18 protein-coding genes are annotated in these 20,757 nt (G+C 70.5%); 12 read left to right on the forward strand and 6 right to left on the reverse strand.

The window, feature by feature from the left end; genetic code table 11:
* Positions 1 to 11: 11 nt before the first annotated feature.
* The gene (locus CFREN_RS05620) at positions 12 to 521 is read right to left on the reverse strand and encodes a hypothetical protein (RefSeq protein WP_209653253.1); all 510 of its coding nucleotides are present in this window, start codon (positions 519 to 521) and stop codon (positions 12 to 14) included.
* Positions 522 to 596: 75 nt separating this feature from the next.
* On the opposite strand from CFREN_RS05620, the gene smc reads away from it, so the two are divergent.
* From smc to ffh, 7 genes are all read left to right on the forward strand, one after another.
* Positions 597 to 4,088, forward strand: coding sequence for a chromosome segregation protein SMC (gene smc / locus CFREN_RS05625; RefSeq protein WP_209653251.1), 3,492 nt, complete (start codon positions 597 to 599; stop codon positions 4,086 to 4,088).
* A 29-nt stretch (positions 4,089 to 4,117) separates the two neighbouring features.
* Complete coding sequence (locus CFREN_RS05630; protein WP_209653250.1) at positions 4,118 to 5,035, forward strand: ABC transporter ATP-binding protein; 918 nt, start codon at positions 4,118 to 4,120, stop codon at positions 5,033 to 5,035.
* Entirely contained in the window at positions 5,032 to 6,117 is a 1,086-nt protein-coding gene (locus CFREN_RS05635; RefSeq protein WP_209653247.1) for an ABC transporter permease, read from the forward strand. Before CFREN_RS05630 ends, CFREN_RS05635 begins: the two co-directional genes overlap by 4 nt.
* Positions 6,118 to 6,144: 27 nt before the next feature.
* Positions 6,145 to 7,692, forward strand: a complete 1,548-nt coding sequence (gene ftsY, locus CFREN_RS05640) for a signal recognition particle-docking protein FtsY (RefSeq protein WP_209653245.1) — start codon at positions 6,145 to 6,147, stop codon at positions 7,690 to 7,692.
* A gap of 123 nt (positions 7,693 to 7,815) precedes the next feature.
* Positions 7,816 to 9,156 (forward strand): ammonium transporter, encoded by a 1,341-nt coding sequence (locus CFREN_RS05645; RefSeq protein WP_209653243.1) that lies wholly within the window; start codon positions 7,816 to 7,818, stop codon positions 9,154 to 9,156.
* Between the two features lie 52 nt (positions 9,157 to 9,208).
* Positions 9,209 to 9,550, forward strand: a complete 342-nt coding sequence (locus CFREN_RS05650) for a P-II family nitrogen regulator (protein ID WP_209653241.1) — start codon at positions 9,209 to 9,211, stop codon at positions 9,548 to 9,550.
* Positions 9,551 to 9,621: 71 nt separating this feature from the next.
* Positions 9,622 to 11,238 carry a signal recognition particle protein gene (gene ffh, locus CFREN_RS05655; protein WP_209653238.1) on the forward strand — a complete coding sequence of 539 codons (1,617 nt, stop codon included), beginning with the start codon at positions 9,622 to 9,624 and terminating at the stop codon, positions 11,236 to 11,238.
* A gap of 21 nt (positions 11,239 to 11,259) precedes the next feature.
* Here the strand turns inward: ffh and CFREN_RS05660 are convergent, their stop codons facing one another.
* Positions 11,260 to 13,416 carry an acyltransferase family protein gene (locus tag CFREN_RS05660; RefSeq protein ID WP_244979537.1) on the reverse strand — a complete coding sequence of 719 codons (2,157 nt, stop codon included), beginning with the start codon at positions 13,414 to 13,416 and terminating at the stop codon, positions 11,260 to 11,262.
* A complete protein-coding gene (locus CFREN_RS05665) occupies positions 13,413 to 15,713 on the reverse strand; it encodes an acyltransferase family protein (protein ID WP_425321489.1) in 2,301 nt (766 codons plus the stop codon). The genes CFREN_RS05660 and CFREN_RS05665 overlap by 4 nt, the downstream gene beginning before the upstream one ends.
* A 106-nt stretch (positions 15,714 to 15,819) precedes the next feature.
* On the opposite strand from CFREN_RS05665, the gene rpsP reads away from it, so the two are divergent.
* The 3 genes from rpsP to trmD all read left to right on the forward strand — a co-directional run bounded on the left by rpsP (position 15,820) and on the right by trmD (position 17,969).
* The gene (rpsP, locus tag CFREN_RS05670; protein ID WP_209653237.1) at positions 15,820 to 16,311 is read left to right on the forward strand and encodes a 30S ribosomal protein S16; all 492 of its coding nucleotides are present in this window, start codon (positions 15,820 to 15,822) and stop codon (positions 16,309 to 16,311) included.
* A 228-nt stretch (positions 16,312 to 16,539) separates the two neighbouring features.
* A complete protein-coding gene (rimM, locus tag CFREN_RS05675) occupies positions 16,540 to 17,091 on the forward strand; it encodes a ribosome maturation factor RimM (protein WP_396022150.1) in 552 nt (183 codons plus the stop codon).
* A gap of 5 nt (positions 17,092 to 17,096) precedes the next feature.
* Complete coding sequence (gene trmD / locus CFREN_RS05680; RefSeq protein ID WP_070520368.1) at positions 17,097 to 17,969, forward strand: tRNA (guanosine(37)-N1)-methyltransferase TrmD; 873 nt, start codon at positions 17,097 to 17,099, stop codon at positions 17,967 to 17,969.
* A gap of 24 nt (positions 17,970 to 17,993) precedes the next feature.
* Here the strand turns inward: trmD and CFREN_RS05685 are convergent, their stop codons facing one another.
* Entirely contained in the window at positions 17,994 to 18,320 is a 327-nt protein-coding gene (locus CFREN_RS05685) for a cupin domain-containing protein (RefSeq protein ID WP_209653232.1), read from the reverse strand.
* A 102-nt stretch (positions 18,321 to 18,422) separates the two neighbouring features.
* On the opposite strand from CFREN_RS05685, the gene CFREN_RS05690 reads away from it, so the two are divergent.
* Complete coding sequence (locus CFREN_RS05690; protein WP_070520258.1) at positions 18,423 to 18,767, forward strand: hypothetical protein; 345 nt, start codon at positions 18,423 to 18,425, stop codon at positions 18,765 to 18,767.
* Positions 18,764 to 19,474, forward strand: a complete 711-nt coding sequence (locus CFREN_RS05695) for a phosphatase PAP2 family protein (protein WP_209653230.1) — start codon at positions 18,764 to 18,766, stop codon at positions 19,472 to 19,474. The genes CFREN_RS05690 and CFREN_RS05695 overlap by 4 nt, the downstream gene beginning before the upstream one ends.
* Here the strand turns inward: CFREN_RS05695 and CFREN_RS05700 are convergent.
* Positions 19,407 to 20,384 carry a DUF1648 domain-containing protein gene (locus tag CFREN_RS05700; RefSeq protein ID WP_209653227.1) on the reverse strand — a complete coding sequence of 326 codons (978 nt, stop codon included), beginning with the start codon at positions 20,382 to 20,384 and terminating at the stop codon, positions 19,407 to 19,409. The genes CFREN_RS05695 and CFREN_RS05700 overlap by 68 nt on opposite strands.
* A gap of 1 nt (position 20,385) precedes the next feature.
* A complete protein-coding gene (locus CFREN_RS05705; protein WP_035120808.1) occupies positions 20,386 to 20,757 on the reverse strand; it encodes a GntR family transcriptional regulator in 372 nt (123 codons plus the stop codon).

A 20,757-nucleotide genomic window follows, 5' to 3' on the forward strand; every position in this document is an offset into this window, starting at 1 on the left:
GCGCCGTCCGCCTACGACGCCGCAGCCGCGAGGAACTCGCGAATTTCCGCGACGGCGGCGAGATGATCTTCCCGATGTTCCCCGGGGTCGAGGATGCCGAGGACGCGGGCGCCCTGCTCGCCGACACGGAGGAGTCGCTCATCGGCGGTGCCGGTGATCTTGACCCATCCGATGGCGGCGGCGATGCGGGCCTGGGCTTCGGCGGCCAGCGCGTGCACCTCCGCCGGGTTTTGCGCGACCCAGGCCCGCACGTCGTCGTCGCCGGCGCCGAACAACTCCGGGTCGATGCCGAAGTCCCAGTCGGACAGGAGTTCATGGAGCGCGTCGAGGGCGTCGACGCCGTCACCGTCGGATTCGGCCAGTTCCTCGAGGACGACCAGGACGTCGGCGCCGGAGTCGTTGCCGAACGGGGCGAACTCGTCGATTTCGGAGTAGAAGCCCTCGGGCGCGAGTTCGACGAACCGGGGATGGCTGGTACGCGGGGACAGCCCCTCATCCGGATTGGTCACGTGGATGCTCATGCGGGCATGATATCCCGGCCACGGGTGGGCGCGCGCGGTGCAGTTCAGGCCCGCGACATGGCACAATGATCAGCCGTGCACCTCAAATCGCTGACCCTCAAAGGATTCAAGTCCTTCGCGTCGGCGACCACGCTGAAGTTCGAGCCGGGCATCTGCGCGGTCGTCGGCCCGAACGGCTCCGGCAAGTCCAACGTCGTCGACGCCCTGGCGTGGGTGATGGGCGAGCAGGGCGCGAAGACCCTGCGCGGCGGGAAGATGGAGGACGTCATCTTCGCCGGCACGTCGGGCCGCAAGCCGCTGGGGCGCGCCGAGGTGACGCTGACCATCGACAATGCCGACGGTGCGCTGCCGATCGGCTACTCGGAAGTGTCGGTGACGCGCCGCATGTTCCGCGACGGCGCCAGCGAGTACGAGATCAACGGTTCGCGCTGTCGGCTCATGGACGTCCAGGAGTTGCTCAGCGATTCCGGCATCGGCCGCGAGATGCACGTCATCGTCGGTCAGGGGCGGCTGTCCCAGATCCTGGAGTCGCGGCCGGAAGAGCGTCGCGCGTTCATCGAGGAAGCCGCCGGCGTGCTCAAGCACCGCCGTCGCAAGGAAAAGGCCCAGCGCAAACTGCAGTCGATGCAGAGCAATCTCGACCGTCTCGAGGATCTGGTGGGGGAGTTGCGTCGTCAGCTCAAGCCCCTGGCCCGGCAGGCGGAGGCCGCCCGCCGCGCGCAGACCGTGCAAGCGGATCTGCGGGAGGCGAAGTTGGCGTTGGCGGCGGCCGATCTCGTCGCATTGCGGGAAGCGCTTGACGACGCCGCCGAGCAGGCCAGAATGGTCGCCGCGAAGGTGGCGGCCGAGGAGCAGGTGGCCGAAGCCGCGGCCGAACGTCGCGACGAGCTCGAGTCGGAGTTGGAAGACCTCGTCCCGCGCGCCGACGCCGCCCGCGACCTGTGGTTCCGTTTGTCCGCGTTGGCGGAGCGGGTGGGCGCGACCCGCCGCATCGCCGCCGACCGTGCCGCCGATGCGGGGCCCGTGCCGTGGACGGGGCAGGATCCGGAGGAGTTGGAGGCCCGCGCCGAGCGCGCCGCCGCCGAGGAAGAGGAGCTGGCGGAGGCGGAATCCGAGGCCCGCGAACGACTCGAGTCGGTCCGGGACGTGCTGGGCGAGGCCGAGGACGCCTTCCGCGCCGCCGAATCCGAGCACATGGCCCAGGTCCGGGCGTTGGCCGACCGGCGTGAGGGCGTCGTCCGCCTCGTCGCCGCCGAGGAATCGCTGCGTGCACGCATCGAGTCCGCCGAAGCCGAATCCGCGCGTCTGGCCGAGCACGTCGCCGAAGCGGGACAGCGCCGTGACGACGCCGCCGACGCCCTCGACGACGCCGCCGAAGCGTTGGCCGAAGCCGAAACCGCCGGCCCCGAGCTCGCCCGCGCCCACGAGCGCGCCGACGCCGAGTCCGCCGCCGCCACCGCGCGGGTGAAGGAATTGCGTGACCGGGAGCGGACGCTGGAAAAGACCGTGTCGGGCCTGTCCGCCCGCATCGAGGCGCTCGACGCCTCCCGCCGGGCCGCCGCCACCGACGGCGCGGGGTGGTTGCGCGACACCCACGGCCTGCCGCCGTTGTCCGGTGCCCTGCACGTCACGGGCGGGTGGGATTCCGCCATCGCCGCCGCCCTCGGCCCCGCCGCGGAAGCCCTGGTCGCCGGCGACGAGGGCGCGCCGGATCACTCGGCCGACGACTTGATCTCCCAGCTCGCCGACGCCGAAGCCGGCCACGCCACCATCGTGGAACCCCGGGCGGGCGAGGGGTGGCGCCTCGACGTCGACGCCCCTCCGGGGTGCACGTGGGCGCTCGACGTCGTCGACCATCCGGCGGAGCTGGCGGCCGCGTTGTCGGCGCTGCTCGTCGACGTGGTGCTGTGCCCCGACGCCGCCACCGCCCGCCGCGTGGTCGACGAGGACAACCGGTTGCGCGCCGCCACCGCCGACGGACGTCTCCATGGGCCGGGGTGGGTGTCCGGCGGTGCCGGCGGCGCGCGGTCCAGCGTGGAGATCGGCGCGGTCATCGCGGCGGCGGAAGAGGAATTGGCCGCCGCCCGCGCCGATCTCGCCGATCTGGCCGGCGTACTGTCCGGTGCGGCCGCCGAGGAGGAGGACCGCCGCACCGACGCCGCAGCGGCCCGCGCCGCCCTGCGCGAACACGAGCGCGGCCTGAAGGCGCTGAAGGACGCCCGCACCCGCGCCCAGTCGCAGTTGGCCGGGGTCGACCATGACGCCGAGCGCGCCGCCGCCCGCCGCGAGGAGGCCGAGTCCCGGCTGGTGACCCTGCGCGCCGAACTCGACGAGGTTTCCGACCGTCTGGCCCGCGTCGACGACGATCCGGCCGAGGGCGAGCCCTCCACGGAGGAACGCGACCACGCCGCCGCGGCGCTCGCCCAGGCCCGCGCCATGGAAACCGAGGCCCGGCTGGCGCTGCGCACGGCGGAGGAACGCTCGGGTGGAGTGCGGGGCAAGGCCGAACGGCTTCGTCGTCAAGCAATGTCGGAACGCCAGGCCCGCGCCCGCCACGAAGCTGCCCAGGTGCGCCGGGAACGCTCCCGCCTGCTGGCCGCGACCGTCGCCGAGTTGTCCGGCGACGTCGCGCAGCAGGTATCGGTGTCGCTGGAACGCGCCGCCGCCGACCGCGACGAACTCGACGCCGCCCGCAATGCCATCGGCGCCGAGCTGAACAAGGCCCGCGCCGACGCCTCGGCCGCCGCCAAACGCGTCGCCGAACTCACCGACGGCGCCCACCGCGGCGACATCGCCCGCGCCGAAGCGCAGCTGCGCGTCGACCAGGCGGAGGAGACCATCGTCGATCAGCTCGGGGTGCCCGTCGCCGACCTGCTCGAATCCCACGCGCCGGGGGAGGACTTCGACCGCGCCGAAGCCGAGGCCCGTCTCAAACGCGCCGAGAAGGACCTCCGGGTGCTCGGCCGCGTCAACCCGCTGGCGCTGGAGGAATTCAAGGCGATGGAGGAACGCCACGACTTCCTGGCCACCCAGCTCGACGACGTCCGCCGCGCCCGCGCGGACCTGCTCGACGTGGTGGAGGAAGTCGACGACACCATCCTGCGCCTGTTCACCGAGGCCTGGCTCGACGTGGAGCGGGAGTTCCCGAAGGTGTTCGACACGCTGTTCCCCGGCGGCGAGGGGCGGCTGGTCCTCACCGAACCCGACGACATGCTGACCACCGGCATCGAGGTGGAGGCACGCCCGCCGGGCAAGAAGGTCAAGCGCCTGTCGCTGCTGTCCGGCGGCGAGAAGTCGCTGACGGCGCTGGCGATGCTCGTGGCCATCTTCCGGGCCCGGCCGAGCCCGTTTTACGTCCTCGACGAGGTCGAAGCCGCGCTTGACGACGTCAACCTGCGGCGCCTCATCGCCCTGCTGGAGGAATTGCGCGAATCGTCGCAGCTCATCGTCATCACGCACCAGAAGCCGACGATGGACGTGGCCAACGTGCTCTACGGCGTGACCATGCGCGGCGATGGCGTGACGCGGGTGATTTCGCAGCGGATGTCGCCGGATTCGCACAGCTAGCGGGAGCCGTCCGGGTATACGGTTGGGGCATGAGCATCATCGCCCGGAACGTGCGCAGGACATTCGGCGACCACGTGGCCGTCGACCACGCCGACGTCGACGTTGCGCCGGGCCGGATCACCGGTTTGATCGGCCCCAACGGCAGCGGCAAGACGACGTTGCTGCTGGTCCTCGCCGGCCTGCTGGCGCCGGATGCGGGCAGCGTGGAGGTCGCCGGCGCCGATCCCTCCGCCGACGGTCCGGGGGCCCGGGCCCGCATCGGGTGGATGCCCGATCAGGTGGGCACGTGGGAGACCCTGACGTCGCACGAGATCGTCGCGAGCTTCGGCCGCCTCTACGGTCTGCCGCGCGGCGATGCCGATGCGCGGGCCACCGAGTTGCTCGCCGAGGTGGGGTTGTCGGAGTTCGCCGGGGAGCGCGTGCGCGTGCTGTCGCGCGGCCAAAAGCAGCGGCTGTCGCTGGCCCGGGCCCTCGTCCATGATCCGGCGGTGCTGCTTCTCGACGAACCGGCCTCCGGGCTCGACCCCGATTCGCGGGTGGCGCTGCGGCGCATTTTGCGGCGTCGGGCGGATGCGGGGGCGGCGATCATCGTCAGTTCCCACATCCTGCCGGAGCTGGAGGAGATGGTCGACGACGTCATCATGATGCGCGACGGCCGCACCGTGCTCGCCGACTCCGACGCCCGGGCGCCCCTGTGGCGGTTGGCCGTCGCCGGGCCGGGCGAGGCGCTGCGCGGCTGGGCCGACACCGAAGACCCTGCGCTCGGCATCGTGCTGGGTGGCTCGGCCCCCGGCGACGGGCCGGGAATGGAGTGGGCGGATTTCTCCGCCGAACCGCAGGAAGCGTCGGCGGCGTTGGCCCGCGCGCTGGCCGTCGGAGTGGTGGTGGCGTCCTTCGGTCGCAGAACGTTGGAATCCCGATACCTGGAATGGGGTGCGCGACGATGAACGCGATGCGAGAGGTGCTGTCCCTCGAATTGACGCAGCGGGCCCGGTCGACGAGATGGCGGGTGCTGCTGGTCGCCTGGTTCGTCGTGCTCGTGGGCACGGTGGTGCTGCAGACGCTGTTCTTCGATTCGGTGGGTCCGGGCGTGATGGGCGACGAATCCACGTGGACCCGGTCGTCGGCGGAGGCCATCGCCACAGGCACGCTGCTGTTCGTGCTGCTGGTGGGCCTGCTGGTGGCGCCCGCGCAGACGGCGACGTCCATCAACGGAGACCGCCGCGACGGGGTGCTCGCCCTCGTCCAGGCGGCGCCCGTGTCGACCTGGGCGGTGGCCGTCGGCAAGCTCCTGGCCGCCTGGCTGGCGTCGCTGGCCTTCCTGCTGGTGTCGCTGCCGGTGCTCGTGTGGACGGTGATCCGCGGTGGCCTGACATGGTGGGCGCTGCTGCTGGGCGTGGCCGTGGTGGCGCTGCTGTTGCTGGCGGTGTCCGGCATGGGGTTGGGCTTGTCGGCGCTGACGCCGCGGACCGCGTCGTCGACGATGCTGTCCTACCTCATCGTGGCGGTGCTCACGGTCGGCCTGCCCCTGGTGTTCGCGCTGTCGATGCCATTGACCGAGCACCGCGAAACCCGCCAGGTCGCCTACCTGACCAGGTACGACGACAATCTCGACCTCGACGACCCGGCCAGCTGGTGCCGCGAGGAGGTCACCCCGGTGTCGACGATGGACACCCGTTCCATCGCATGGCTGCTCCTGCCCAATCCCGTCGTCGTGCTTTCCGACGCCTTGCCCCATTCCGGAGACGCCCCGGGGGTGACCAACATCGTGCGCAACGTCGTGGACCGGTCCTTCCGGGCGCCCGAGAGGCAGCCGGAGACGTGCGCCGAGCTTGCCGAATCGATGCGGGAGTCGGGCGACGACCCGATCCTCCAACCGGCGTCGGATCCCGGCAACGGCGCGCCGGGCTGGAAGTGGGGGCCGGGTTTGGCGGTCAACCTGCTGCTCGGCGGGGCCGGCGTCGCCGTGGCGCACCGGCGGTTGAAGGTGCCCGCGGGCGAGCTGCCCAAGGGAGTGCGCATCGCCTGACGGGCGCGAACCTGCAAGACTGGGGTCATGACGGTTACGCAATGGATCATTCTCGCCGCGGTTGTCGTGGTGCTGCTGTTGGTGATTCTGCTTCTGGTGGGCCTGGCCCGCCGGAAGAAGAACACCATCTCGTTCGAGGAGAAGAAGGCTCCCGAACAGCTGACTCAGCAGGAAAAGTCCGGCAATTACCAGGCCCAGGGTGGTTTCAACTTCGCCCCGGCCACGCCGACGACGAAGCCGGAGAAGCAGCCGGACCTGCTTCCCGGCCAGGAGCTGGGCACCCCGCCGGCGAAGCCGACGCCGCCGACCCCGCCGGTGCCGCCGCGTCTGGAGGAACCGGAGCCCGAGGTCATCGAGCCGGCGACCACGCCTGAACCCGAACCCGAGGTCGAGCCCGTCGAGACCGAGGTCATCGAACCGGAGCCGGAACCGGAACCGGAACTGGAGCCTGAGCCGGAACCCGAACCCGTCGAGACCGAGGTCATCGAACCGGAGCCCGAACCGGAACCCGAGCCCGAGCCCGAACCGGAACCGGAGGTCGTCCGCGAGCCGGTCGCCGACACCGCCCCCGTGGAGGATCGTCCGGCCGACGTTCCCGACGAGGAGACCGAGGCGGTCGCGCCGGTCGAGCCGGAGCAGAAGCTCGACGACATCGAGCCGACCGAGGGCCGCATTTCCCGCCTGCGCGGTCGTCTGTCCCGTTCGCAAAACGCCATCGGCCAGTCGGTGCTGGGCATCCTCGGCGCCGGCGATCTCGACGAGGACGCGTGGGAGGAGATCGAGGACACGCTGATCATGGCGGACCTCGGCACCGCCGCGACGATGAACGTGGTGGACAAGCTGCGCGAGCGCATCGCCTCCCGCGGCGTCGGTTCCGAGGCCGAGGCCCGCGCCCTGCTGCGCGAGGTGCTCATCGAAGAGTGCGGCCCCGACATGGACCGTTCCATTCGCGCCCTGCCGCACGAGGGCAAGCCGGCCGTCGTGCTCGTCGTCGGCGTCAACGGCACGGGCAAGACCACCACCACCGGCAAGCTCGCCCGCGTGCTCGTCGCGCAGGGCCACGATGTTCTGCTCGGCGCGGCCGACACGTTCCGCGCCGCCGCCGCCGACCAGCTGGAGACCTGGGGCCGCCGCGTCGGCGCCACCACCGTCCGCGGACCCGAGGGCGCCGACCCGGCGTCCATCGCGTTCGACGCGGTGGCCAAGGGCATCGACGACCAGGCCGACGTCGTCCTCATCGACACCGCCGGCCGCCTGCACACCAAGACCGGCCTGATGGATCAGCTGGGCAAGGTCAAGCGCGTCGTGGAGAAGAAGGCCGCCGTCGACGAGGTGCTCCTGGTCCTCGACGCCACCGTCGGCCAGAACGGCCTGATGCAGGCCCGCACGTTCCGCGACGTCGTCGACATCACCGGCGTGGTGCTGACCAAGCTCGACGGCACCGCCAAGGGCGGCATCGTCTTCCAGGTCCAGCGCGAACTCGGCGTGCCGGTCAAGCTCGTCGGTCTCGGCGAGGGCGCCGACCACCTGGCGCCCTTCGAACCGGAGGGCTTCGTCGACGCGCTGCTGGGGTAACATCCGCGAAACATGAACCCGCCGATCGGTGACGGAAACGTAACCGGTCGGCGGGTTCCGTCGTAACACGGCCGTTGGATCATCATCTCGTTCCCGACACCGATAAGGATCAAAGGAGACGTGATGACACCGGATACGGTTGCGCTCAACTCCGGAAACGCGGCATGGATGCTCGTTTCCGCTTCGCTCGTGCTGCTGATGACGCCGGCCCTGGCCATGTTCTACGGAGGCATGACCGGCCGTCGCGCAGTGCTCAACATGATGATGATGTCCTTCGGGGCGCTCGGCGTGGTCGGCGTCGTCTACGTGCTGTGGGGCTGGTCGATGTCCTACGGACCGACGTCGTGGGCCGGCATCGTGGCCGACCCGTTCGAGCAGTTCGGCTTGGCCGGGCAGATCGCCGATGACGCCGGCCGATACATCGAAGGCGCCAACGGGTACGCCAACGTCATCGACATCGGCTTCCAGCTGACGTTCGCCGTCATCTCCACCGCGCTGATCTCCGGCGCGCTGGCGGGGCGCGTGAAGTTCGGCACGTGGCTGGTGTTCAGCGGCCTGTGGGCGACGTTCGCCTACTTCCCGATGGCCCACATGGTGTGGGGCGGCGGTTTGCTCGGAGAATCCGCGTCCTCGCTGTCGGCGATGCTCTTCGGCACCGTCACCGAAGGCGGTGAGACCGTCGCGGCCGTCGCGCCGATCGACTTCGCCGGCGGCACCGTCGTCCACATCAACGCCGGCATGGCCGCCCTGGTGCTCGCCCTGGTCGTCGGCCGCGGCCACGGATTCGGCCGTGAGGCGCACCGGCCGCACAACCTCCCGCTGGTCATGAGCGGCGCGGCCCTGCTGTGGTTCGGCTGGTTCGGTTTCAACGGCGGCTCCGCCTTCGCCGCCGACGGTTTCGCCGGCCTGGCGTGGCTCAACACCACCGCGGCCACCGCCGCGGCGATGCTCGGCTGGCTCGTCGTCGAACGCGTCCGCTACGGCCACTTCACCTCGCTCGGCGCGGCGTCGGGCGTCGTCGCCGGTCTGGTCGCCATCACCCCGGCCGCCGGTGCGCTGACGCCGGTGACCTCCCTGATCCTCGGTGCCGTGGGCGGTGCGCTGGCGTGCCTGGGCGTGTCGCTGAAGTACCGCTTCGGTTTCGACGACTCGCTCGACGTCGTCGGCGTCCACCTGGTCGCCGGCCTGTGGGGCACCGTCGGCGTCGGCCTGCTGGCCTCCGGCGAGGGACTGCTCACCGGCGGCGGCGTTTACGGCCTGAAGCTCTTCGCCATCCAGGTGATCGTCGCGGTGGTCGCGATGGCCTTCAGCGGCATCGTCACCGTCGTCATCGCCCTCGGCCTGAAGGTGACGATGGGCTGGCGCATCGACGAGGACGACGAACGCGGCGGCGTCGACGACGCCGAGCACCGCGAAACCGCCTACGACGGTTCCACCGCCATCCCCGTCACCCTGACCCGCTGATCCACCGACCCTCCGACCCGCGGAGAAACGCGGGGGAAAGGAAATCACCGACATGAGGCTCATCACGGCGATCATCAAGCCCACCACACTCGAGGACGTCCGGGCGGCGCTGGAGGAACTGGGCGTCTCCGGCCTCACGGTCGCGGAGGTCCGCGGCTTCGGGCGCCAAAAGGGCCAGGTCGAGGTCTACCGCGGAACGGAGTACCTGGTCGACTTCGTCGAAAAGCTCCGCCTGGACGTGGTCGTGCCCGATGACCTGGCCGAGGCCGCCCTCGACGCGGTCGCCGAGGCGGCCCGCACGGGCTCCATCGGCGACGGCAAGGCCTGGGCCACCGAGGTCACCGGCGCGGTGCGGGTGCGCACCGGCGAACGCGGCGAGGCCGCCCTGCGGTGATCGGCCAGTCGGCGGGTATGGTGGGAAAGCCATGTCCATGACACCGACACCATCAGGGAGATCGACCACCCGTGTTTGAATCACTCTCCGAACGGCTCACAGGGGCACTGAAGGATCTTCGGGGCAAGGGGCGTCTGTCCGAGGCGGACATCAACGCCACCGCCCGCGAGATCCGACTCGCCCTCCTCGAAGCCGACGTCTCCCTGCCCGTGGTGCGCGCCTTCATCAAGCGCATCAAGGAGCGCGCCGCGGGCGCGGAGGTCTCCCAGGCGCTGAACCCGGCGCAGCAGGTCATCAAGATCGTCAACGAGGAACTGATCCAGATCCTCGGCGGCGACACCCAGCGGCTGCGCCTGGCGAAGAACCCGCCGACGGTGATCATGCTCGCCGGCCTCCAGGGCGCCGGCAAGACCACGCTGGCCGGCAAGCTGGCCAAGCACCTGGCCGGCCAGGGACACACCCCGATGCTGGTGGCTTGCGACCTCCAGCGCCCGGGCGCCGTCCAGCAGTTGCAGATCGTCGGCGAACGCGCCGGCGTGCCCACCTTCGCGCCGGACCCCGGCACGTCGATGGATTCCCACGACCACGAGATGGGCACCTCCCACGGCGACCCCGTGGCCGTCGCCCAGGCCGGCATCGAGGAAGCCAAGCGCACCCAGCACGACGTGGTCATCGTGGACACCGCCGGCCGCTTGGGCATCGACGAGACCCTGATGACCCAGGCCCGCGACATCCGCGACGCCATCAACCCGGACGAAGTCCTCTTCGTCATCGACGCGATGATCGGCCAGGACGCCGTCGTCACCGCCGAAGCCTTCCGCGACGGCGTCGACTTCACCGGCGTGGTGCTGACCAAGCTCGACGGCGACGCCCGCGGTGGCGCGGCCCTGTCGATCCGCGAGGTCACCGGCAAGCCGATCATGTTCGCCTCCACCGGCGAAAAGCTGGAGGACTTCGACGTCTTCCACCCGGAGCGCATGGCCAGCCGCATCCTGGGCATGGGCGACATGCTCAGCCTCATCGAGCAGGCCGAGCAGGTCTTCGACCAGAAGGAAGCGGAGAAGACCGCCGCCAAGATGGGCTCCGGCGAGCTGACGCTGGAGGACTTCCTCGAGCAGATGCTCATGGTCCGCAAGATGGGCCCCATCGGCAACATCCTGAAGATGCTGCCCGGCGGCGCCCAAATGTCGGAGATGGCCGACATGGTCGACGAAAAGCACCTGGACCGCATGCAGGCGATCATCCGCGGCATGACCCCGGCCGAGCGCAACGACCCGAAGATCCTCAACGCGTCGCGTCGCAAGCGCATCGCCGCCGGTTCCGGTGTGTCGGTCAGCGAGGTCAACCAGCTGGTCGACCGTTTCTTCGAGGCCCGCAAGATGATGGCCCAGATGGCCGGCCGGTTCGGCATGCCCGGCGGCCGTCCGTCGAATCGCAGGAACAAGAAGGGCCGCAAGGGCAAGAAGGGCCGGGGCCGCGGTCCGACGCCGCCGAAGGCGATGCGTCAGGGCGGCATGCCGGGTATGCCCGGAATGCCGGGAATGCCCGGTATGCCGGGCATGGGCGGCGGCGGAATGCCGGACATGTCCGAGCTGCAGAAGATGATGAAGAACCAGATGCCCCCGGGCATGGAGGGCATCGACCTGGACAACCTGGACTTCGGCCAGGGCGGCGGGGGCCGGAAGTAGAAGCCCCCGGCCGCCCGGCGGTCAGCGGCGCTCGAGTTCGTCGAAGATCGGCTCGAGCTCGCGGGCCAGCAGCGGCTGGAGGGAATCCGCGTAGGCCACGCTGAGGTGGTTCGAGTCGCGGTAGACGATGATGTTGCCGACCACGGCGGGGCAGTGGTCGGGCAGGCAGATCGCGTCCGACATGTCGATGGACCAGCCGTGCTCGAAGCCGTCCAGCAGGGGTGCGGCGGGGTCGCGGTCGGCCAGGCCCTCGTCGCGGGCGATGCCGCAAGCCTTGGCGGCCTCGGCGGCGTCGGTGTCGTCGCGCCAGTTGACCTTGCGTTCGGCGAGGCATTCGGGGGCGTTGGTGGGGGTGCCGTCGTCGTCGACGAGCCAGGGGTTGCTGCGCAGTCCCACCATCGGGATGCCCTCGTCGTCGAGGAAACGGAAGGCCGCGGCCATGCCGGGCGCGAGTTCGTCGGTGCCTTCGCCCCAGTCGCCCCTGGCGCGGGTCGAGGCGGTCACGACCAGGTCGGGCCGTTCGAACGCGATGCGTCCGAGGACGTTCTTCGACCATTCGATGCAGTCGTCGTCGGAGCCGTGCAGGGGAGTGTCGAGGGTGATCACGCAGCCCTGACGGGTGACGGGGATGAGCCGCCAGCCGCGGTCGCGGGCGATGCGGTCGAGGACGCTGCTCCACTGTTCGGAGTGGGAGCTGCCGATGAGGAACATGGTCCTCTTCCCGTGCGGGTCGCCGTAGACGCACGGTTGGCCGGCGCCGGGGCCGAAGCGTTTGCCGTCGGCCATGTGCGTCGGTTCTTCGTCGGAGTAGGTCAGGCAGCCGTCTTCCGCGGTGATCGGGTAGGCGTCGCCGACGTATTCGGGGGCGGGCCTGGGTTCGAGGCCGCGGGGGACCGGGTAGCCGTCGCTGAGCGCGAGGGCGCCGGGGTAGGCGATGGGGTCGAGGCGGGTCGCGGCGGAGGCTTCGGCGCGGCGGGTGTATTCCTGGCCGAGGCCGAGCAGCGACCCGTACATCGCCACCAGCACGACTGCGGCGACGGCGCGGGCGGCACCAGGGCCGGTGGCCAGGGAGCGCAGGCCCGCGCGGAGCCGTCGTTCCCCGACGAGCGGCCGCGGGGCCTTCTGCATCAGGGGCTTTTCGACGAAGCGGTGCGTGAGCCATGCCAGTCCGAGGGACGCGGCGATGACGGCGGTGCCGATGCCCGCATCGACCTCGTCGAGTCCCAGCGCCGACATGGAGATGATCAGCAACGGCCAGTGCCACAGGTACAGGGCGTAGGCGAGGTCGCCGAGCGTCGTCATGAATCCGGATTCCAGGAACCGGGACATGAAGCCGGCGCCTCCGCCGAGGATGACCAGTGCCGCGCCGCCCAGGGGCCACAGCGTCCACGGCCCGGGGAACTCTGCGGCGCCGTCGAAGAGGAATCCGGTGGACACGATCATGGCCACGCCCAGGACGGGCAGGGCGGGGGCGATGAGGCGGGGCGTCGCAAAGCGGGCGACCGCCAACGCCAGCAGACCGCCGGCGGCGAGCTCCCACATGCGCGACCAGGTGGAGTAGTAGTTCTGGCCCTGGTCCTGACCGTGCAGGACGGTGGCGTACCAGAAGGACGCGACGGTGGCGGCGACCAGCAGCGGCGCCATGATCGTGGCGACGCGCGGTCGGGCGTGGGTGGCGCGCAGCACGAACGCGATGGCGGACACGATGAGGATGCCGAACAGGTAGAACTGCCCCTGCACCGACATCGACCACAGGTGCTGCAGCGGCGAGACCTGCGCCGACGCCGCGGCGTAGTCGGCGCCCTGGTCCGCCAACACGATGTTCTGCACGTACAACAGCGCCGCGGGCAGCTGGGCGGCGATTTCGCCGTTGATCAGCGCCGGCGCGAAAGCCAGGACTCCGGCGGTGGTGGCGGCGACGACGACGATGAGCGACGGCAGCAGCCTGCGGATGGTCCGCCACAGCGAATGCCAGACGTTGATCGACCGGTCGCCGCGATCGGCGTTGCGCATCTGCGAGCCGAGGAAGAAGAACCCCGACAGCAGCAGGAACACGTCGACGCCGCCGGAGACCCGGCCGTCGAACACGTGAAAGACCACCACGAGGGCGATGGCCAGGCCGCGCAGCCCGTCGAGGTCGTGACGGTACGCGCCCGTCGATGCATTGGCCGTGGTCATTCGGAGTCCTCCCTGGTGCGGCCGGTGCGTTCGATGTCGTCGAGGATCGGGGCCATGCGGCGCTTCATTTCGGCGGACATCGTCTGCGCGAACTGGTCGGACAGGTGATTGTCGTCGCGGTAGACGTAGATGTTGCCGATGACCGCCGGACAGTGGACGGGGCCGCACAGGACGTCGGAGAAGTCGAGGGGGTACCCGCCGGGCAGGCTTTCGAGGATGCCGTGAGCCGGGTCGCCGGGGGAGAGCACCCGTTCGCGCAGCGGTCCGCACGTGACGGGGTCTCCGCCGGCGGCGACGCAGTCGGTGGCGCGGTACGGGCCGTCCGCGTCGTCGATGAGCCACGGGGTGTCGCGGATGCCGACGACGGGGATGGACATGTCGGTCAGCGCCCGCCAGAAGTCGACGTAGCCGTCGGGGGTGTAGTCGGTGTTTTCGAACCCGGGGCGACTGGAGGTGGTGACCACCAGGTCGGGGCGAACGTCGGCGAGGTGGGCGACGACGGCATGCGACCAGTCGGCGCACCGGTCGCTCATGTCCCACACGGGCGACAGGAACGTGGCGCAGCCGGGCCGGAGGATGACCTCGAGTCGGTAACCGTTGTCGCGGGCGACTTCTTCGAGAGGGGAGAACCACTGTTCGGAGTGGGAGCCGCCGACGAGGACGATCGATTTGTCGGAGTCGACGTCGCCGTAGACGCAGGGGGACTCGTCGGTGTAGCGCTTGACGGTTTCGATGTGGTCGGCGTCGTCGCCGGATTCGGACAGGCAGCCTTCCTGGGCGGGCAACGGCCACATGTTGTTGATCAGGTCCTGGCCGGGGCGGTAGGGCACGTCGTCGGGCACGGGTGCGCCGTCGGTGACGGCCCGCGCGCCGGGGTAGGCGGCGGGGTCGAGGACTTCGGCGCGGGCGAGTTCGATGCGGTGCTTCTGCACGGGGAAGGCGGCGAGCATCGTCAGGGCGAGCAGTCCCAGCGCGGCACCCGCCAGCGCGCGGCGTCGGGCTGCGGGCTCGGTGCGCAGGTCGGCCCGCGCCCGGCGGACCGGGTGGTCGCCGATCTTCGGTCGCTTGCCCTTCATCATGAGGGGCTTTTCGACGAAGCGGTGGGTCAGCCACGCCAACACCAGAGAGGCGGCGATGACGGCGGCGCCGAGCTTTTTGCCGGGGGCGTTGGCGCCGACGGCGAGCAAACCGAGGATGAGCAGCGGCCAGTGCCAGAGGTAGAGGGCGTAGGCGATGTCGCCGAGTCGGCGCATGGGGCGCGAGGCCAGCCACGCGGAGACGACGCCCGTGCCGCCGCCCAGGACCACCAGTGCGGCGCCCAGCAGGGGCCACAGCGCCCAGGGGCCGGGGAACAGTGCGGCACCGTCGAGGAAGAAGCCGGTGGCGACGATCATGGCCACGCCGATGGCGGGCAGCCAGGGCTTGAGCTTCGCGGGGATCGGAATGGCGGCGGTGACGTAGATGAGCAGACCGCCGACGGCGATTTCCCAGATGCGCGACCAGGTGGAGTAGTAGTTCAGGCCCTGCGACGTTTCGTGGAGCCACGTGGCGTAGCCGAAGGAGGCGATGGTGGCGACCAGGAGGATGGGCGGCATCACGGAGCGGACGGTGCGACCAGAATTACGTCTGCGCAGCACGTACGCGATGGCGGACACCAGCAGGATGGCGCCGAGGTAGAACTGTCCCTGCACCGACATCGACCACAGGTGCTGCAGCGGGGACACCGTCGACCCGGCGACGGCGTAGTCCTCCGCTTGGCGGGCGAGGACGATGTTCTGCCGGTACAGGACGGAGGCCGACAACTGGCCGGCCATCGACGGCGATTGCAGCTGGGGGAACCAGGCGATCGCGGCGGCCGTGGTGGCGGCGAGAACGACGATCAACGCGGGCAGGAGGCGGCGGGCGGTGCGCCACAGGGAATGCAGCGGGTTGATCGACTGACCGGATCGGTCGGCGTTGCGGATCTGCGCGCCGAGGAAGAAGAAGCCCGACAGCAGCAGGAACACGTCGACGCCGCCGGAGACGGTGCCGCCGAACACGTGGAAGAGCACGACCAGCGCGATCGCCAAACCGCGCAGACCGTCGAGGTCATGGCGGTACGCGCTGGCGCGGTCGGGCGTGTTCAGTTGGGCACCTCTGGGATCTTCTGGCTGGTCGGTGACGCTGGCAGGATAACAATTCGATGTAGGTGGGCGTCGGACCGGACGCCTTTTGGAGGTCTGCGTCGCCGCTGGTATCGTTTTCGGGGTTGTCCGCGCGCCGCGTGGGCGACGCTGCGGTTCGTCGGGCCCGACCACGGTCGACCGATGGTCACCCGCAGATCAATCCAAGGGCAAAACCGGCCTCCGCCGCGAATGCGGGGGTGTCACAAGAATTGCCCCGTGACCGAGAGGAAGACGCCACATGGCCGTCAAGATCAAGCTTCAGCGCATCGGCAAGATCCGCACCCCGCACTACCGCGTCATCGTCGCCGACGCCCGCACCCGTCGTTCGGGTCGCGTCATCGAGAACATCGGCATCTACGAGCCGAAGTCCGAGCCGTCCGTCATCAAGATCGACTCCGAGCGCGCCCAGTACTGGCTGTCCGTCGGCGCCCAGCCGACCGAGCCGGTTCTGGCCCTGCTGAAGGTCACCGGTGACTGGCAGAAGTTCAAGGGCCTGCCGGGCGCCGAGGGCACCCTGAAGGTGGCCGAGGAGAAGCCGTCGAAGCTGGACCTGTTCAACCAGGCTCTGGCCGAGGCCAACGAGGGCCCGACCGCGGAGGCCATCACCGAGAAGCGCCGCGCCGCCAAGGAGGCCGCCGAGGCCAAGGCCGCGAAGGAGGCCGAGGAAGCCGCCGCGAAGGAGGCCGCCGAGGCCGCCGAGGACGCTCCGGCCGAGGAGGCCGCCGAGTAATTCGGTTGCTTGACGCCGTCACCCATCGGGTGGCGGCGTTTTCGCATGTCCGGGGTAGCATTTTCGCCCATGGCCCCGGCACGTTGCCGTCGCTGCTGGTCGGCGAGCGCGCACCCGAACGGTGTCCGTCGACGGTGGCCGCGTGACGGATCTTTGACCCCGGCGCGATAGTCTGGGCGCGTGAGCCAGAAGAATTCGGGAAACCAGGGCGGCGCCGGTGGCGACCTCGTGCAGATCGGCCGGGTCATCAAGCCCCACGGCGTGCGCGGCGAGGTCGTCGTCGACGCGACCACCGACGATCCGGAGGGCCGCTTCGCGGTCGGGGCGGTGCTCGTCGGCAAGCAAGCCGGACGCGAGCGCGAGCTGACCGTGAAGTCCATGCGCCCCCACCAGGGGCGGCTGCTCGTCTTCTTCGACGAGGTCCCGAACCGCAACGACGCCGAAACGCTGCGCGGCATGCGCTTTTTCGCGGCGCCCGTGTTCGACGACGATGAGGCTTACTACGACCACGAGCTCATCGGACTGCGGGTGCTCGACGTCGGCGACGTCGACGAGGACACCGCCAACGCCCGCGCGTACGAGGGCCAGCTGCCGGAGCCGGAGGACATCGGCGAGATCGTCGGCGTCATCCGCAACCCCGCCCAGCGTCTGCTCGAGGTGCGGCTGGACGACGACGGCCGCGACGTGTACGTGCCCTTCGTCCACGCGCTGGTGCCGATCGTCGACGTGGACAACGGCGCGGTCGTCATCACCCCGCCGGAAGGACTGCTGGAGCTGTGACCGCCATGCGCCTGGACGTGGTGACCATCTTCCCGGACTACCTCGACCCGCTGCGCCACGCTCTGCTGGGCAAGGCGATCGAGAAGGGCATCCTCGAAGTGGGGGTGCACGACCTGCGGCAGTGGGCGACCGGCGTGCACCAGGCCGTCGACGATTCGCCGTACGGCGGCGGCCCCGGCATGGTCATGAAACCCGACGTGTGGGGCCCGGCGCTCGACGACGTCGCCGCCGGCACCGGTCCGGCCGCGCGCGCGGAGGCCCTCGATTCGGCGATGCCGCACCGCGGGCAGGCCCGGCACGACGAGCTGGCCGGTCTGCCGGAGACGTCGTCGTACCCGGAGGCCGCGGGCGCGGGCGAGGACGTCGCAAAGCCCCTGCTCGTCGTGCCGACCCCGGCGGGCGCCCCCTTCACGCAGGACATGGCGCGGCGCTGGTCGCACGAGGAGCACATCGTGTTCGCGTGCGGGCGCTACGAGGGCATCGACCAGCGCGTCGTCGACGATGCCGCGCACCGGTACCGGGTGGAGGAGGTCTCCATCGGCGATTACGTGCTCATCGGCGGCGAGGTCGCGGTGCTGGTGATGGCCGAGGCCGTCGTGCGTCTGGTGCCGGGGGTGCTGGGCAACCGGCGCAGCCACGAGGAGGACAGCTTCTCCGACGGCCTGCTGGAGGGCCCGGGCTACACAAAGCCGCGGGTGTGGCGGGGCCTGGAGGTGCCGCCGGTGCTGCTGTCGGGCAATCATGCGAAGGTCGACCGGTGGCGGCGGGATCAGGCGTTGCTGCGCACCGCGGCCCGTCGGCCCGAGCTGCTCGACGACGTGGACCTGTCGGCCCGGGACCGCAAGACGCTTGACGACGGCGTCAGCCCGGAGGAGTAGCGCCCGGGCCGGTGGGGTGCGCCGCTAGGTCGACAACATGAGCAGGAAGATCGCGTCGCGGTGGTCGGCGTGGACCGAGTGGACGACGCCCTCGGGCACGTGGAGGACGCGGCCCGGCTTGAGGTGATGGTCGCGGTCTTCGACGGTGAACGTCAGGCAGCCTTCGATGACCTGCACGGTCAGCGGGTGGGGTGCGTGGTGGTCGTCGAGGCGTTGGCCCTTGGCGAAGGTGAACACCACCATCGTCGCGCCGTCGGCGGTCAGGACGCGTGTGGCGGCGGGGAAGTCGCCGTCCTTGGCTTCGGGGGCGGCGTCGAGAACGTCGATGAAGGTTTCGGGGGTTTCGCTCATGGCTGCTCCTGGGGAGGGCTCGGTGCGGATACTCGAGCCTTAAGTGGAACGGCAGATACCACAACAATAGGTGGGATCCGGGCGACGTGCTAGACAGTTCCCATGACCCGATACCAGACCATCACGCGCGCGCTGTTCGACCCGGAGGATCTCCCGGCCATCGGCGAGCGCATCCTCGCCGAGTTCGCGTCCCTGAACCTGACCGTGGTGAAAAACCGCGTGGTCATGCCGTTGGCGGGGGAGGACGGCGCGGTCGACGCCCAGGCGGAGTCGCTCATGGACCGGTGGTTGTCGATGAGGTCGCAGCCGCCGACCGTCGAGAAGCTCCATGCGCTGCACATCGTGGCCGACGGCCCGGCGGCCCTTGAGTCGGAGGTCACCGAGGCGGTCGGCCGCGGTCTCGGCGAGTCGACCCCGTGGGTGGGCGAGACCACGGTGATCGAATGAGCCGCGTGTCCGTGGCCCGGCCGTCGCACGTCGTCGGGTGGGGCACCGCGTTGGTGGCGTTGGCCTGGTTCGCGTCGACGTCGACGGGGGCGGAGATGGACGTGCGTTTCGCCGAGTGGGTGCGCGATCTGCGGGCCGGGGCGCTCGACGGTGATCTCGACGGCGCGTTCATGGGCGTGACCGAGGTGTTCCGCCCGCTGTTCGTCGCCCCGGCGACGCTGGTGGCGGCGTTTTTCCTGTGGCGGCGCCTGCGGGCGATGGCGCTGCTGGTGCCGTTGGCGTTCGCGGCGTCGATCGCCATGACGTACGTGATGAAGTGGCTGCTCGACCGGGATCGTCCCGCTGGCCCGTTGCGCCTGTCGGAGTTGCCGGCGCTGCACGACGGCGCCTTCCCGTCGGCGCACGTCGCGGGTGTCACGGCCACCGGCATGGCGCTCATCCAGGTGCTCGCCCCGATGGTGCGCCGTGGCCTGGCCGTCGCGTTGAAGTGGGCGGTCGTCGCCTTGATCGGCGTCGTCGCGTTGAGCCGCGTGTGGGTGGGGGCTCATTGGCTTTCCGACGTCGCCGGCGGATTGGCGGCCGGTGTGGTGGGCCTGATCATCGCGTTGCTGATCATGCGGTCGGCTCCGGTACGGCGGATCACTGCAGGCGCCGCAGGTACGCCTGCGCCAATTCCGCTCCCCGGGCTGCGTCGTCGACGCCGATGAAAAGCGCCTTTCCCGTCGCCCTGTCGATGCGCAGGCCCTGTCCTCCGCGCAGGAGGATCGCGGTGCCTTCGCCGCCGAGGCGGTAACCCCAGCCGCCCCAGTCCGCGGCCTTGAGCTCGACCGCGGTCACCGAACGGATGTCGTCGATGGGGACGTGGCCGCGCGGGAGGCCGGGACCGAGCGACCACCGCACGCCCGTGGCGTCGATGCGGACGCGGACGACGGCGAAGATCCACGTCGCCAGGGCGACCAGTGCGGCCGATGCGCCCAGCACGATGGCCAGGTCGGTTTCACCGCCGCGGATGGCGAATGCCGCGGGTATGGCGGTGACGGCCACCGCGAGAGCGAGAATGAGAAGCATCGTCGACGAGGCCCGGCCACGGCCGAACCAGGCCGCGTGCGTCGATTCGGTGACCTCCACGGGCGCGGCGGCGGGGACGGTGCCCTCCGGTTCGGCGGGCGGGTGGATGAACGTCGCGACGAGCACGCCCACGACGATGCAGGCGACGAAGGCCGCGATCGTGCCCGGCATGGGCAGCGTCGCCTCCGATGCGTCGGACATGCCCGTTTGCGGGTGGGCGACGGCCACCATCAGCAGCGGGGCCAGCGCGATCGATCCGGCGCCCACCCCCGACACGATCCGGCCGGTGCGAGTGGAGGAGACGCCGGTCATGGTCAGGGCGCCGAACACCACGGCGGTGGCGACGGCGGCGCCGACGTTCGCCGCGATGAACGTGCCGGGGGAGATGAAGCCATCGGCCCGCCCGTCGAACGAAAAGTGCGTGGCCATGGGGTCGGGCAGTCGGGGCAGCACCCACAGTCCCCAGACGGCCGCGGCGAAGGTGAGCAGAAGGGGCCCCGCGATCATCGCCGCGGTGAACCGGAGGCGGGCGGTGGTTGCGTCGGTCATGTCAGCGCACCCCCCGGACGGTGAGGCCGGCGATGAGGTCCGACATGGGCACGGATGCGTCGCGTGCCGCGGCGGCGAGACGATCGAGGGCCGTTTCCACCGCCCCGTGCCCGGCGGTCTCGGCGTCGGAGGCGGCGCCGGCGATGACGGTGGCGCCGCGGCCCCGGCGCAATTCGACTATTCCGTCGTCGCGCAATTGCCGGTACGCGCGCAGGACGGTGTTCTTGTTCAGGTCCAGGGAGTCTGCGAGGTCGCCGGCGCTGGGCAGCTTTTCCCCGATTGCGACGTCGCCGTCGTGGATCGACCTGCGCAGCGCCGCGACGAGCTGCGCCCACAGCGGCGTCGTCGACGCGGAGTCGAGGTGGATGAGCAT

This window comes from Corynebacterium freneyi, from assembly GCF_030408835.1.
GTDB classification, from domain to species: Bacteria; Actinomycetota; Actinomycetes; order Mycobacteriales; family Mycobacteriaceae; genus Corynebacterium; species Corynebacterium freneyi.